The sequence below is a fragment of the Cribrihabitans pelagius genome (genome assembly GCF_048820915.1).
In the GTDB taxonomy this organism is placed as follows: domain Bacteria; phylum Pseudomonadota; class Alphaproteobacteria; order Rhodobacterales; family Rhodobacteraceae; genus Cribrihabitans_A; species Cribrihabitans_A pelagius.
On record NZ_JBMERR010000040.1, the window covers coordinates 1 to 13713 of the forward strand.

Here is a 13713-nt window from a genome sequence, read left to right on the forward strand (position 1 = left end):
TGGGGAAGAAAGGCTCAAGGCGCGCCATCTGCGCGTCAGTTAGCCAGAAAAGATCAGACATGGTCACCGCTCGTTTTCGAGCCGTGAATCATACCGATAGCCGAAAATCAATGGGTCCTGACCCTAAAACAGGTGGCGGCGGTGATTTCTGCCAAAAAGGTTCAGTTGACGCCGGAAGAGGCGCGGGACTTGGCTCGGCGTGCGGTCAAGTTTAAGCAAGAGCGCGGTCGTTTGCCGTCGATCACATCACCCGATGCGTGGGAGAAGAAGATGGCGGAAGGTGTGGCATATCTTGCCCGCATGAAGCAGGAGGCTGCTAATGGCTAAAGGATTCACCGAAGAAGACGACGCGCTTCTTGCCGAGCTGGGCGTGGAGGTCGAAACCAAGAAGGTTGCAGCTCGCACTCCTCGTGAAGAGCGGATCATTGCTGGTTTTGAGGAGATTCAACGCTTTGTAGAGGAACACGGTCGCTCCCCCCAACATGGCGATGAACGTGATATTTTCGAGCGCCTTTACGCAGTTCGCCTTGATCGTATTCGAGACTCGCAGGAATGCCGTGAGCTTGTGGAAAGCATTGATGAGCACGGTTTGCTGTCTGGTGAAGTCAGTGCGCGAGGTGCAGATGTTGATGCGTTGAACGATGACGAGTTGCTCGCCGAGCTGGGGGTGGAAATAGAAGCTCCTTCCATTACTGAACTTAAGCACGTTCGCTCAACCGCAGAGAAAAAGGCTGCGGAAGACGTCGCTCAGCGGGACAAATGTGAAGACTTTGAAGCCTTTCAACCGCTCTTTAAGCAGGTTCAGAATGAGCTGGACACCGGCCTTCGGGAAACCCGGCCTTTCGAGATGAAGGCCGAAATTGAAAAAGGACGGTTCTTCATTGTTGGCGGGCAGAAGGCTTATGTGGCTGAGAAAGGGGAGACGACAACTACGGATCAGGGTCGCACTGATGCGCGCCTTCGCGTGATCTTTGACAACGGTACGGAAAGCAACATGCTTATGCGTTCGCTTCAGCGAGCTTTGAATAAGGATGAAGCTGGGCGTCGGATAACGGAGCCTACCGCCGGGCCATTGTTTGCTGATAATGCCATAGACGGAGATGAAGCCAGTGGCACAATTTACGTGCTGCGGAGTAAGTCTGAACACCCCCTTGTGTCTGAGCATCGGGAGTTGGTCCACAAGATCGGTGTTACAAATATGAGCGTGGAAAAGCGCGTTGCGGGCGCGCACCTCCAGCCAACATTTCTGATGGCAAATGTCGAAATCGTGGCAACATATGAGCTCTACAATATTAATCGCACCAAGCTTGAAAATCTAATCCACCGGATTTTTGAGCCAGCTCGGCTCGAGATCGAAATTAAGGATCGGTTCGGACGCCCAGTCGTTCCGCGCGAGTGGTTCTTGGTGCCAATTCATGCCATTGATGAGGCTGTTCAGAAGATCAAAGATGGTTCTATTTCGTCATATTACTATGATCCGAAATCCGCCTCACTTATGAGCCGGGAGGGTTAACATGGAGCCACTTCAGCAGTTTGTTGAGCGCTGCCGTGGGGGGCTTCCTGAAAGCGACTTGGGGGGCAAAGGATGTCGGAAATAACTCCTTACAAGCTTCTTTCACCAATTTCCGCAGGTGAGAGTGACGACCTCTTGCGCGGAAAGTCGAAAGAGGAAGGTATACGTCGTATCCAGGCGCTCCTCGCTGATTGGCTTCGGATGGAAAACGTCGTGGTTTTAACGGCGGCGGGATGTTCTTTTGGTTGCGGCGGTCGCCTAATGGCCGGGCCGAAGTCGAACAACCTAGAATGCCTTGTTCTTGATGTTGTTGAGCAGACCTCCATTTCAGATGACGCCAAAGCCATAATCCGTCACCGCATGGCTGAGTGGCCCAAGGAAGATTGGGGTCCTTCAGGCTTTGAGGATTGGCTTAGTTATTTGTTTAATGTCTCCGGCCTGACCGCAGCAAAACAAACACCAATCAAGACTGTTGAATGGAAGGGCAAGGAAGCGGGGGAGGATGGTGCCGAAACCTCCCTGACAGTCTCGGAAGGTGACCTTGAGAAACTTTGTTCAAAGATTGAAAAAGCTATCTTCGCTGAGTGCGCATTGCAGATCGACCAGAGCGAGCTGTCAGGGTCCAGTTCAGGAGGCACCTCCGGGCATATACCATTCCTCGCAAAGCTGAGTGCTCGCGATACCAATCTTGGCCGTACTCACCTTTTTACCCTCAACTATGACACGCTGTTTGAACAGGCCATGGAAGAGTTGGGAATCCAATATTTTGATGGGTTCTCGGGAAAGACAAACTCACGATTTGATCCAGCCGTATATGGGCTCGATATCTATTACCCAGGTGATGTGGCCGAAGGGCGCGTCCGGCGCTTCGACAAGTTCATGCAGTTTTACAAGCTGCATGGATCTTTGCATTGGTATGCCGACGATGGGGGCATTTATCGCGCGCGTCATCGTGATCTTTCTTTTGCAGCTTCGTATCGTGATGCTTCTACCGCAGAAAAGGCCGAGGCGCTGGAAAGCGAGCCGTTTTCAAGCATAGGTTCCTTTGGTATCCTGCCAACTTCTCAAAAGTTCACCCAAACTTTGGGCATGCCTTTCGCGCATCTCTTTCGCCTTTTGCATGCGCGTCTGAATCAACCTCAGACATTTCTTCTTGTGATGGGTTACGGGTTCGGGGATGATCACGTCACACGGATCATTGAAACCGCGCTAATGAATCCTTCGCTGGTGATGCTGGTTGTCGAGCCGAACCCCGACAGCGAAATCGTAAGTCGAATTCGCCGCTATCAAAGTCTCGGTCAACGGGCGTTTGTGCTTACTGAACGTGTGGAGGGCGATGCTAGTTGTTCCTATCAAGTCGCAACGTTTGCTGACTTTGCGCGCAACGTCATGCCTGATGTTAAATGGCTCGATGACTATAAGCGCCTGCGCATGTTCGAAGAACAAATTAGGAAAACCAACGATCGAGAGCCGCAAGATAGCGCTGGAGACGAGTGATGGAGCAGCCCCGCGTCATCGGTCATGTTGTTTCCGTCAATGGGTTCCGGTTAAAGGTTGAGCTTTCGCCAGATGCGAAGTCGTCTGCTCGCGCTACGCCTGACGGTGTTCAGCGCGCTGTAGCGATCAACTCGTTCCTTACCTTCGATCTCGGAGCAGGTTCGAATGCCATAGGTATCCTAAGCGATCTGGAGGCACGCGAAAGTTACGATCCGATGCGCGACGAAGAGCTATCTCTCGAATTGACCAAACCGCGCCGGATCGCTTCTGTGCAGCTCTTGGGAACGGTTAAGCAAGTTGCACGCCATGAATGGAAATTTGACACGGGGATCACCGTTCTTCCAACCCTGGATACGCCAGCCGAGGTCGCTGCACCCGACGTTTTAGCAGGCATTTTTGCCCACCCTCCTAAGCGGAATCGACCAACCGGCAGTGACGATGACGACTACGATTTTCCGTTGGAAATTGGTCACCAGACTGGAGATGAAAACACGCGTATCAAAGCGTCATTCAATGATTTGTTCTCCCGACCGTTAGCGGTTGTCGGCAATACAGGTTCCGGCAAATCTTACACAGTTGCCAGCATTCTGCGTGGTATCATCGAGCATGATGAGTTAAGCGCGGTCGCGGATGCAGAACCACATATCTTTATTCTCGACATCAACGGAGAATATGCCAACGCATTTCTTTCCAGCGAGAAAGCTACATATACGCGTGAACCCAACAAGGTCTATTTGAACGGCGAAGAGTTCTGCTTACCCGTTTGGCTAATGAACGGGGAAGAAATCTGCGATTGGCTCCAAGCTTCTGAGGCAACGCAAGAGCCCGTGCTTAAAGATTGGTGGTCGATTTCCAAAGCTGCGCGCACTGGGGCCGGGGCATATGACCCGATACAAGTTGCTATTGGGAAAATAGATTTGGCTCTAGGGTGGCTGGATGATCCTAGATCCCCCGCTGGTGGCAGTTTCGACGTCTTTATTGATCATGCCTCTCAATATGCTACAGCCGTTGATTGGGGTGCGTTTAATGGGCTAGTGAGCTGGTCGCCTAGTCCTAGGGATCAGTGGCGTAAAGTATCAAATGAGCGTGCAGTGCGAGACCAGCTTTTGGAGATACGCTCTCAGCTACTTGAGGCGATTTCTCGGCGTCAGCACGAAGGGGTGAATTTTGCAAAGACAGCAGACTCCCCACGTTTTGTACCCGTTCAGGAGTTTCGCGATCCTAACCTCGTGGACCGCACCACGGATCAGGAGAGTAGCAAGAAGATCGACCAATATCTTCTAACCCTGAAGCTCCGACTGCGTACGCGCCTTGATGACCGTCGCTGGCAATCCTTCTTTTCTTACGAGGATCAGGAAATCAGGTCATTTGAAGACTGGATCAAAAAGCTTGGCATCTCGCAATCAGAAGGCGCGAGGGTATCAGTCCTAGACTTTTCAATGCTTGCAGGTGAGGTGCTGCCATTTGCCTGTGCCTTGATCGGGAGGCTTCTTCTTGAAACCCGTGAAATGCTTAGACCTGAAGTCCGCAGTTGTTATCCTTGGGTGCTGGTTCTTGAAGAGGCTCATAACTATGCGCGGCCTCGTGAGCGTGCAGAGGACAGAGGGCACAGCCTGTCCCGTCGCGCTTTCGAGCGTGTGGCAAAGGAAGGCCGGAAGTTCGGCCTTTCTCTTATTGTTGCAAGCCAGAGACCAAGTGAAGTCAGTCCTACGATTATCAGCCAGTGCGCAAACTTCTTTTCGCACCGGCTACAGAATCCCGACGATATTGATCATTTCCGGCGCATTATTCCTAAGCAGGCGCAAAGGCTCCTTGACCAGGTAACGGTGCTCGCATCGGGTGAAGCTATCGTCTTTGGTAGTGCATTTCATGTTCCGGCGCGGGTTCAGATCAATCTCCCTTCCAGGGAGCCATGGAGCGCTACTGCTGCCCCGTTTGTGGATTGGGCGAAAGGCGTCACGTTCCCATTGAGTGATGTCGTCGACCATTGGGGGCTTGGTTCCGATGAGGCGGCAGAAATGCCGGAAACCGCAGCGTCTCTTGATCAAGTTTCGTACGCGGATGATCTGGATGACGAGATTCCCTTCTAAACAGCTCTACTGTATTGGCGCACCCTAATGCGGTCAGGCTGTCGTGAACCGAGCCCGCCTTGCGGTCTCAGCCGTACGGCTTCCATCCTTAGCGTAAGTAAGATGCGGCCAGCCCTAGCAGGCTGACTTTTTCTTTTTTGTTTTGGGGCTTGCAGCCCCCTGGCCATCAAGACCTGAACACCCCCTCCGGGGTGCGCACAGGCGCGTATCCCCATCCTTCCGCATTTCATTTGTGCAGGATGGGTGATCCCCCTCGCACCGCACGGGTCTGGATGGCCGTCCCCCTCTCATTGGCGAGGCCTAGTCCGGTTGCATGCGCAACCGGCTTTAAAAGGAGGAAAAGTCAATGAAAAAAGATATTTATCAAGAAGTTACTGACAAGATTGTTGCTGACTTGGAGCAAGGAGAACTTACTTGGCTTAAGCCATGGAGTGCAGGCAATATGGATGGGCGGATCGTCAAACCATTGCGCCACAACGGCCAGCCGTACAATGGTATCAACGTGCTTATGCTTTGGAGCGCAGCTGTTGAGGGCGGGTTTCTCTCCCCGTATTGGATGACTTTCAAGCAGGCTAAGCAGCTTGGCGCTCATGTAAAAAAAGGAGAGCGCAGCAATCCGGTAGTTTACGCAAGCACAATTACTAAAACCGAGGAGCAAGAAAACGGCGAGGAAGCAGAGCGCAAAATCCCCTTCATGAAGGGTTATTCTGTGTTCAATGTGGAGCAGATTGAAGGGTTACCTGAGCACTACTACGCAAAGCCAAGCGCAGTAATTGATCCAGCTCAGCGGATCGGACATGCCGATGAATTCTTTGCCGCCACAACGGCTGATATTCGCCACGGAGGTTCCAAGGCCTATTATAGCAACGGCAGTGATCATGTGCAGATCCCGGATTTTCAGGCCTTTCGCGATCCAGAAAGTTACTACGCCACCCTTGCCCATGAAATGACCCATTGGACAAAGCACAAGAGCCGCCTTGATCGTGAATTCGGGCGCAAGAAATGGGGCGATGAAGGGTATGCCCGTGAGGAGCTGGTGGCCGAACTGGGCGCGGCCTTTCTTTGCGCTGATCTATGTCTGATACCGGAACCGGGCTCCGATCATGCGGCCTATATCCAAAGCTGGCTGAAAGTCTTGAAGAACGACAAGCGTGCGATCTTCTCAGCCGCCGCCCATGCGCAACGCGCGGCAGATTACCTGCAAAGCCTTCAGCCCTTGGCGGAAAGCGAAATCAAGAGTGCAGAAGGAGTCGCCGCGTAAGCGGCGGCTCCCCTGGGAGGTGCAAAATGGAAGTTCACAACATCACGTGGGGCGGGATCAGTATCCAGATTGTTTACGTTCATGCGCAGTTCGGCCTAGTCGATCATGTTCAGCTCTATACACATCCACGTACACCGCTGCCCGTCACCAAGACGGGCTATAAATCGCACTTCATCGACGCTGGAACCGTGGAGGAATACGGCGGAGTGCTGGTTTATGTGACTGATTGGCTGGACGCCGAGGCCAAACGCAACGGCTGGAACGGTGCGCAAATGTCTTTGTTCTAAAAATTTTGCGCCCGCCAGGCGGCGGGCGCATGCTTCGCATCTTAGGGAGATCGCGAAGAAAGTTCGGCTTTGATTGTTTCAATAGTCGCTTTCGCATTGTCACGCTCTTGCGTGTGTTGTGAGCCGGTGGCTAGGACGTTGAAGGCCTTGCGTAAAAGCCCTTGGAGTTCCGTTGTGCTTCGAGCTGCCGCTTCAAATCGGGTTACAAGTTTCATACTTACCTCTTGATCGTTGAAAGAGGCCCCGAACCGCTCAGGGCCTTTCGGCCCCGTTCCCATCATTGTCGGCTTGTAAATGGCTCTGATGGTTTGGGTGCGTAATGAAGGCGTTCATAGAGGTTTGTCTGAGACTTTTGTTGGTTTTTGAGGGCCTGCTCCTACATGCGGATGAAATGGTACTGGAAGTGGCCGGGTTCGTTGGAACTGGCCTCGCATACAGAGCTTCCTTGTTGACTTGAACTTGTAGCCATTGGTGGCAGATGATCTGCTTTTATACATCAATGCTATAACTTGATGTGTTTAAGTAGATCAAAGTTGCGCAGTACTCATGTGGTGTGATATGCTTTAATATATCAAGAGGCGACTGTGATGTGCAGTTGTAGATCGGAATGACTTATGCAAGTGAACACATAGCTTCCTCTTTGAAGGAGGCGCGGGAGAGTAAGGGGCTGAGCCAGAGGGAACTCAGCAAGCGCTCAGGCGTGCCTCAGTCTCACATCTCGAAAATCGAGAGCAACGCAGTCGATCTTCGCCTGTCCAGTCTGACCTCACTTGCTCATGCTCTTGATATGGAACTTACGCTCATCCCACGCAAGGCTGCACCAGCTGTGCGGTCTCTCGCAAGAAGTACGGCAGCGCAAGGGGGGGGCAGTCACAATGATGCCTTGCGCGAACTGGCAAAAGTTCAACGAAGTCTCGACGCGCTGCCCTTGGCATTGAAAGAAAATACGGCTGTTGATGCGCTGCAAAAGAACGTTGCAGAGCTGCACAAATTTCGCAGCATTCTTCAAGAGACAGATGCATTGCGCAACATTCGCCAAATGCTGGAAAATATTGAAACTTCTGGAGGTTTGAAGAACATTCAGAAAGCAGCCAAGAACGCGCAAAACCTCAGAAATATGCTCGTGCATAACGTCTCAGCGCTCTCGAACAAGCGGATCACCAGTAGACCCGCATACAGCCTTGATGAGGATGATAGCGATGACTGATGTGACCGTTCTTGATGTTTCCTTGTACGGGCAGCCCATCGGCACGTTGACACGCGTGGCCGTGGATCGGAGCTTGTTCGCATTCAATCAAGATTACATCGACAACCCTGAGCGCCCGACACTTGGGCTGTTTTTCAAGGATCAGTACGGCGAGCTCCGCACAGACTTCAAAACTGTGCAAACGAAGGTCATGCCCTTCTTTTCCAATCTGTTGCCCGAAGGTCATCTCCGAAAGTACCTGGCCGAACAGGCAGGGGTAAACAGCGAGCGAGAATTCTTTCTACTCTGGGCTTTGGGACAGGATTTGCCAGGAGCAATCACCATTACCCCTGCTGACGGTGAGGTTTGGCCGCCAAATGCCGCCGAAGCGGGGGCAGGGGAGCAAAGCTCTTCAAAAGAAAACATGATGCGCTTCTCGCTTGCGGGCGTTCAATTGAAGTTTTCAGCTGTTGAAGGCGCACATGGTGGACTGACCATCCCGGCCTCTGGGGTTGGCGGCGACTGGATCGTCAAACTGCCCTCCCGCGAGTATGCGGGCGTACCAGAGAACGAATTCTCGATGATGTGGTTGGCCAATAAGCTTGGGCTGGATGTTCCCAGGATTGACCTTGTTGACATTGACGGCATCTCTGGCCTGCCAGATGGCACGAAAGATTTTGGGAATAAGGCATTCGTCATTGAACGCTTTGATCGCCTGCACGATGGTGGGCGGGTGCATATTGAGGATTTTGCACAAGTCTTCGGTGTGTACGGCGAGAACAAGTACAAAAAAGCCAGCATGCGTAACATCGCGACCGTTGTTGCTGCGGAAGGGTCACATGAAGATGTGCGTGAGTTCGTCCGGCGGTTGGTATTCAACACACTTATCGGAAATGGCGACATGCACCTTAAAAACTGGTCGTTGATTTATCCTGACAAGATCAACGCAGCTTTGGCACCGGCCTACGATTTCGTTTCTACAATCGCCTATATTCCTGGTGACAGCTTTGCCTTGAATTACAGCCGAACGCGCGAATTCACCGAGTTTGATGGCGATGAGCTTGCGCACCTGGCGGCCAAGGCGGCTTTGCCCAAGAAAATGGTGCAAGATACCGCACGGGAAATGGTTACCGACTTCCGTTCTGTATGGGAGCAGGAGAAGCACGCGTTACCGATGTTCGATAACGTCCGCACTGCTATAGACGACTTGCTGCCTACACTGCCAATTGGCCGCTAGGGGGTCTCAAGCCTGAATTTTGTCAAGTGCGCATTGTTCCATTGGTGCTTCGCGTAAATTGCTGCTGACTGCCTATATGGCAGGTCAAGGAATTTCCTGGCGAACCATTGAAATGACTGCTCAGCATGCATGCAGGTTTCAAAAGGCACCTCGAAATCAAAGGATTTGAGAGGAGGAACGATAGGGCGTACCTTGCAGATCAGGTCATGTACTTCATCGCTGAACTGCGAGGGGAAGATGATGTCGATCAGTTCTTCGTAAGCCATGTATGCAATTTGCAAGCGTGGCAGGAGGTCAATCTCGAGCCCGAATACAAGGATTTCGGCACAAGTAGTGGTGCTGTAGGAGTAATTCTCATCCAGTTGAATCTATTCATCTGAAACATGCGGCATTTGCGCGTAATCGCTTGCTTCAGCTGCAAGCAGTCTGCGCAGCTTTTCAATTTCCAACTCGGTCATAACTGAATCCTTCAGGTGTTTGAGGTATCGTCTGGCTGCGCAGAGCTTGCCCGCGTCAGCTCGGCGAGTTGTCGCCATGCGGGTTGCGTGCGGGAGCGGGCTTCAGGCTGGAATGCCGTGCGCCAGCATCTTTCGCGTGGGCGGCATGCGTGAAGCGTACTGCCATGCGCAGTGTTTCTTCGGCTGACAGGCCAAAACGACGACTGAGTGTGTCGAGCTGTTTTGCGTGTATGTCATCCAAGTTGAGCATGAGTGTGTGTCTCATGGGGTTCTCCTTTCTCTAGGTTGGGGTGAAATCTGGTCCGCGATCTCGCTCCTGGGCGTGGTTTCTTGCATGCCCCTTGGCCTTTCTTTCAAAGGCTTGCGACAGCTCGACAGGGGACTTCCCACCAAGGCGCAGGTAGTCCGCAAGATCGCGGTTTAATTCGGTTATGATGTTTTGTTGCTGCACTCTGGCGTGCACAATTTGCCTTTGCAGTGATCGGCGCTCGGCAAGTTGGCGGCGTGTTAGTTCGTGCTTTTCTTGGCGGTCTCTTACGCGGTTTTGGATGATCTCAGCTTCATTGATCTTGCGAAGTTGCCGGTTTTTACCTGTTATCCAACCCCAGAGGCCGCGCAGACCGCGTGGTGTTCTTGATGCCCGCGCGCGTTCTTCCGACAGCCAACGGTTCTGTTGTTGGTCGAACAATTTCTGCCGGTCATGTCGGTGGCGTTGGGCTATTTGTTCACGCTGAAATTCCACGGCCAGGTTTTTCTTTGCGGCCATTGCTTCAAGCTCTTTTGCCCATGCTGTCAATTTCTGACCTATACGCTCCGACAGCCAAGATTTAGCCTCTGCAAGGGTGGGAAAATCCTTGGCTTCACCAATGCGCGCCTTCAGTTTTTTCGTCTTGATGCCAGCGTAACGAGCAACAGAGTAGACCTCGCCGCGCCAGTCCAAAGCAACGATCCCTCGCCGATCACCACGTGCCAGATAGAAGCCCTTCTCGCGCAGCAATTCCGAAAATTGTTGCTTTGTCCTTGCTGAGAGCCAGCACTCCCTAAAGATGGTTTTCAAGATTTTGGGGTCTTGCTTGGTGCGCTTTGCCTGCTGCCATTCTTCGCGAGAGAAGTTGAGGGGATTGCTGCGTTCTTTGCTGCGGAATCCCTCTGGGAGTGCCCAGCCATTTTCTAGGTAGAGCTGCTTTGCTATCTCGTTCAGTCGCGTGCGGTAGAAGGGGAGCTTGATCGCCTTCATTTCGTTCGGATCAATGCGTGAAATCACGACATGGGCATGTCTACGCCCTTCCTTTTCGTGAAACACAATCGCGCGTGGCTGACCTTCAAGGCCTAGTTCTCTCTCGATCTTGTTGATGGCGCGCTCGAACGTTTCAACGGGGACATCTTCCTGCTCAGGTGGGTTCAGGCTTAACGAGAATAGGTGCTTAGTGCAGCGCGTGCCGCGTGCAATGGCCTCGCATTCGCGAAGTGCTCCGGGCAAGTCCTCGGCAACAAACCCACGTAGTTCGTGGATTTCGATATGCTCGTTGCCAGATGTTTTGAGCAAGTGTTTTGCAAGTTCGGCGGCTGACCCACGCTGACTGGCTTTCAGGATCATCGCAAGTCACCATCAAGTCCCAAAGCATTCAAGAAGTCGGCGCGCAGTTTGGAGATGTCTTCACAGGCGCGGACGATTTCAGCCTCCGTGTCCGGGTGGACGGGCAGTGTGCCAGTGTTGGCGGCTCTAGCAAGCTGATTGAGGTTGCTCGAAAGTCGTGATTGCCCAAGCGCCGCCAGCGCTCGCGCCAATACAGCATGATCTTTGACCGGTTCCATTGACCGACGGCGAATTTTTTTAAGATCACCGCCGAAAAGGACGGTGCGGATATATGCGCCCAGGGGAACGCCGTTCGCAGCTTCTTCCAACCGCGAGCGCTCCTCGAAGGTTAGACGCAATGAGAAAGTCTTGGTCTTGCCACTAGTGTTCGTAGTCATAACGTATCCTTTCGGACCCGGTATGACGGCGAAAACAACTCACCCTCCTGATTGATATTAATTTCAATCAGTTGGATGAGTATCGCCATGCCGAGATATCTGGTGCGAAGAGCAGTAGATGCAGTTGGTTGCGTATCCCCGCAACCAACTTATCTTGCTTCGACTGACCGTCGCGTAGGTTAAGTTGGGATCGTGCTCCCGCAACCAACACAATTTCACTTGAGATATCAGAGGCTTCGGATGTGCCATCCGGGGCCTTCTTCCTGTTCGGGCGCTCCGCACCCGCCGCAAGGCGCAACAGCCCGGCCAGGTCGCCCTCCAGCGTCAGATCCAGGCCAGCGCCCGCCGCCGCAGGCGTCAACACGATCCGCTCCACCAGCGCGCGCAGCGCCTCCTTGGCATCCTCCATGCCCTCCGCAGTGCCAAGGGACCTGGACACCTCCGAAAACCGTGATTTTCTGATGTGCGGGGTAATATGAGCAGCCCTGGGGGGCTGCTACTGCGGCCTGATTGGCTTAGCGCTGTAGGTTCGAGGGGCGTGAGCCGTTAGGCCGGCGCAGTTCGGCTGAGAAGCCATCGCAATCGGCCCATGTTGTAGACCATGTTGGCCAGAGGTTTCCGGAGGTGTCCACTTTTACCGAACACTCAAGCGTGTTCCCGTCAAGCCCTTCTCCGGAAGGGCTTTTTGCGTTGTGGGCCAAGCCGAACATGGCCGCCAGCGCGCCCTCAAGAGCTACCGTGGCCTGCCCGTTCTCATGGCTCACCACCACGCGCTCGATGAGATTGCGGACGGTTTCCAGTGCCTCTGTTCGGATATCGGGGTTTGCCAAGGTGGCAGCCAGTTGAGCAACTTTCGTGCGGTAAAGCTCAGAGAGATTGGGATTGAACCGAACCGGTTCCGGGGCAGGGGCGGCGAGCTCGGAATCGAGCTCTGAGAGGCGTGCCTCCAGTTCTTCCAGCCGGACCTGAAGACCGGGGGGGGGGGGGGCGGAGGCCTTCAGCAATCGCGTCATAAAGCCCGTCAAGCTTGCGACTGGCCGCAGTGCGTTCGGATTTGAGCCGCGCGCGGGCCGCTTCCTGGCTGTCAGCTTCGGTATTGGCGGCCTTAGTAAATGCCTTGACGAAGGCGCCGACGGCATCGGGCTGCATCAGCCTGGCGCGCAGCAGGTCGAGCACGGCGTCTTCCAAAACCGGGCGGCGCACGGACTTCTTGTGGCTGCAGGTTCCGAGCTTACGGGCGGCGGAGCAGGCAAGGTAGTCCCGGCCCGCAGCCGCCAGCGGCCCGCCACAGCTGCCGCAGAATGCAAGCCCGGTCAGGAGATGCAGCTTACGCCGCTTCTCCCAGAAGCGGGTGGCCTTCATGGCCTGTATACCCGGGGCTCGGCCTCTATCTGACCCTGGCGCGCCTTAACGGCCTCCCAGATGCTGTCATCGACGATGCGCAGCTCCGGCACCTCTGTGGTGATCCAGTCAGACGGGTCATTGAGGCGAGAGACACGCTTGCCGGTTTGCGGGGCTTTCACGTAGCGCAGCCGGTTCCAGGCGAGGCGGCCGATATAGAGTTCATTGTTCAGGAGCCCGGTGCCGCGCGCGCGGTGCCCGCGGATGGCCGTGTCCCGCCAGAGCTTGCCCCGGGGGCCGGGAATGGCTTCGCTGTTCAGCCGCCGGGCAATGGCCTTGGGAGAGTGCCCGGCGGCGAAGTCCGCGAAGACGCGCCGGATGATGGCGGCCTCAGCTTTATTGATGCGCCGCTCACCGGTCACGGGCAGCCCGTCGGCGCCAAGGCGGCGGATCACGTCGTAGCCATAGCTGTTACCACCGCCGGAGCTCCCGGCTTCGACGCGCCCGCGCAGGCCGCGGCGTGTTTTGCCAGCCAAGTCTTTCAGGAAGAGCTGGTTCATAGTGCCCTTGAGGCCCACGTGCAGCTCGTCGATCTCTCCCTCGGCCAAGGTGACGATACGCACGCCGGTGAAGGAGAGGCGTTTGTAGATCGCCGCAACGTCGGCCTGATCACGGCTGAGCCTGTCTAGGGTCAGGACTCATAGCCAGTAAATGACGAGTGCGGCGAGGGCGATGGCTGAGGGGAAGACCTTCGGGCATCTGTCGTATCGGGTCGCCACACGCCGCCAATCCTTCAGCCTGCCGAACATGATCTCGATCCGATTGCGGCGTTTGTAGCGGCGCTTGTCGTACTTGACCGGTTTCTTCCG

General features: G+C 54.3%; 17 protein-coding genes and 1 pseudogene. 8 read left to right on the plus strand and 10 right to left on the minus strand.

Annotated features, from left to right (window positions below):
• The first annotated feature begins 141 nt into the window (after positions 1–141).
• The 6 genes from ACOHX0_RS20995 to ACOHX0_RS21020 all read left to right on the plus strand — a co-directional run bounded on the left by ACOHX0_RS20995 (position 142) and on the right by ACOHX0_RS21020 (position 6648).
• On the plus strand, positions 142–327 hold the full coding sequence (locus ACOHX0_RS20995) for a pseudomurein-binding repeat-containing protein (protein WP_420679196.1): 186 nt from the start codon (positions 142–144) through the stop codon (positions 325–327).
• Positions 320–1513: a GIY-YIG nuclease family protein gene (locus ACOHX0_RS21000; protein WP_420679197.1), complete on the plus strand. Its 1194-nt coding sequence runs from the start codon at positions 320–322 to the stop codon at positions 1511–1513. Before ACOHX0_RS20995 ends, ACOHX0_RS21000 begins: the two co-directional genes overlap by 8 nt.
• A 72-nt stretch (positions 1514–1585) precedes the next feature.
• On the plus strand, positions 1586–3010 hold the full coding sequence (locus ACOHX0_RS21005) for an SIR2 family protein (protein ID WP_420679198.1): 1425 nt from the start codon (positions 1586–1588) through the stop codon (positions 3008–3010).
• Positions 3010–5100, plus strand: a complete 2091-nt coding sequence (locus ACOHX0_RS21010; RefSeq protein ID WP_420679199.1) for an ATP-binding protein — start codon at positions 3010–3012, stop codon at positions 5098–5100. The genes ACOHX0_RS21005 and ACOHX0_RS21010 overlap by 1 nt, the downstream gene beginning before the upstream one ends.
• 346 nt (positions 5101–5446) lie before the next feature.
• Positions 5447–6361 carry an ArdC family protein gene (locus tag ACOHX0_RS21015; protein WP_420679200.1) on the plus strand — a complete coding sequence of 305 codons (915 nt, stop codon included), beginning with the start codon at positions 5447–5449 and terminating at the stop codon, positions 6359–6361.
• A gap of 26 nt (positions 6362–6387) precedes the next feature.
• The gene (locus ACOHX0_RS21020) at positions 6388–6648 is read left to right on the plus strand and encodes a hypothetical protein (RefSeq protein WP_420679201.1); all 261 of its coding nucleotides are present in this window, start codon (positions 6388–6390) and stop codon (positions 6646–6648) included.
• Between the two features lie 41 nt (positions 6649–6689).
• On the opposite strand, the gene ACOHX0_RS21025 is transcribed toward ACOHX0_RS21020, so the two are convergent.
• Positions 6690–6863, minus strand: coding sequence for a hypothetical protein (locus ACOHX0_RS21025; protein ID WP_420679202.1), 174 nt, complete (start codon positions 6861–6863; stop codon positions 6690–6692).
• 392 nt (positions 6864–7255) lie between these two features.
• On the opposite strand from ACOHX0_RS21025, the gene ACOHX0_RS21030 reads away from it, so the two are divergent.
• The gene (locus ACOHX0_RS21030; protein WP_420679203.1) at positions 7256–7855 is read left to right on the plus strand and encodes a helix-turn-helix domain-containing protein; all 600 of its coding nucleotides are present in this window, start codon (positions 7256–7258) and stop codon (positions 7853–7855) included.
• Entirely contained in the window at positions 7848–9071 is a 1224-nt protein-coding gene (locus tag ACOHX0_RS21035; protein WP_420679204.1) for a type II toxin-antitoxin system HipA family toxin, read from the plus strand. Before ACOHX0_RS21030 ends, ACOHX0_RS21035 begins: the two co-directional genes overlap by 8 nt.
• On the opposite strand, the gene ACOHX0_RS21040 is transcribed toward ACOHX0_RS21035, so the two are convergent.
• From ACOHX0_RS21040 to ACOHX0_RS21080, 9 genes and pseudogenes are all read right to left on the minus strand, one after another.
• On the minus strand, positions 9068–9337 hold the full coding sequence (locus ACOHX0_RS21040; protein WP_420679205.1) for a hypothetical protein: 270 nt from the start codon (positions 9335–9337) through the stop codon (positions 9068–9070). The two genes, ACOHX0_RS21035 and ACOHX0_RS21040, sit on opposite strands and share 4 nt — an antisense overlap.
• A 247-nt stretch (positions 9338–9584) precedes the next feature.
• A complete protein-coding gene (locus ACOHX0_RS21045) occupies positions 9585–9794 on the minus strand; it encodes a hypothetical protein (protein WP_420679207.1) in 210 nt (69 codons plus the stop codon).
• A gap of 15 nt (positions 9795–9809) precedes the next feature.
• The gene (locus ACOHX0_RS21050) at positions 9810–11126 is read right to left on the minus strand and encodes a relaxase/mobilization nuclease domain-containing protein (RefSeq protein ID WP_420679208.1); all 1317 of its coding nucleotides are present in this window, start codon (positions 11124–11126) and stop codon (positions 9810–9812) included.
• A complete protein-coding gene (locus tag ACOHX0_RS21055; RefSeq protein ID WP_260011161.1) occupies positions 11123–11503 on the minus strand; it encodes a hypothetical protein in 381 nt (126 codons plus the stop codon). Before ACOHX0_RS21055 ends, ACOHX0_RS21050 begins: the two co-directional genes overlap by 4 nt.
• Before the next feature lie 67 nt (positions 11504–11570).
• Positions 11571–11912 (minus strand): hypothetical protein, encoded by a 342-nt coding sequence (locus ACOHX0_RS21060; protein WP_420679209.1) that lies wholly within the window; start codon positions 11910–11912, stop codon positions 11571–11573.
• Between the two features lie 106 nt (positions 11913–12018).
• Positions 12019–12516, minus strand: a complete 498-nt coding sequence (locus ACOHX0_RS21065) for a hypothetical protein (protein WP_420679212.1) — start codon at positions 12514–12516, stop codon at positions 12019–12021.
• Positions 12517–12721: 205 nt separating this feature from the next.
• Positions 12722–12865, minus strand: a pseudogene (locus tag ACOHX0_RS21070) (recombinase zinc beta ribbon domain-containing protein); the annotation flags it as partial.
• On the minus strand, positions 12862–13539 hold the full coding sequence (locus tag ACOHX0_RS21075; protein WP_420679210.1) for a recombinase family protein: 678 nt from the start codon (positions 13537–13539) through the stop codon (positions 12862–12864). The pseudogene ACOHX0_RS21070 and the gene ACOHX0_RS21075, both read right to left, overlap by 4 nt.
• A gap of 3 nt (positions 13540–13542) precedes the next feature.
• The coding region (locus ACOHX0_RS21080) for a transposase (protein WP_420679211.1) at positions 13543–13713 on the minus strand (171 nt) is incomplete at its 5' end.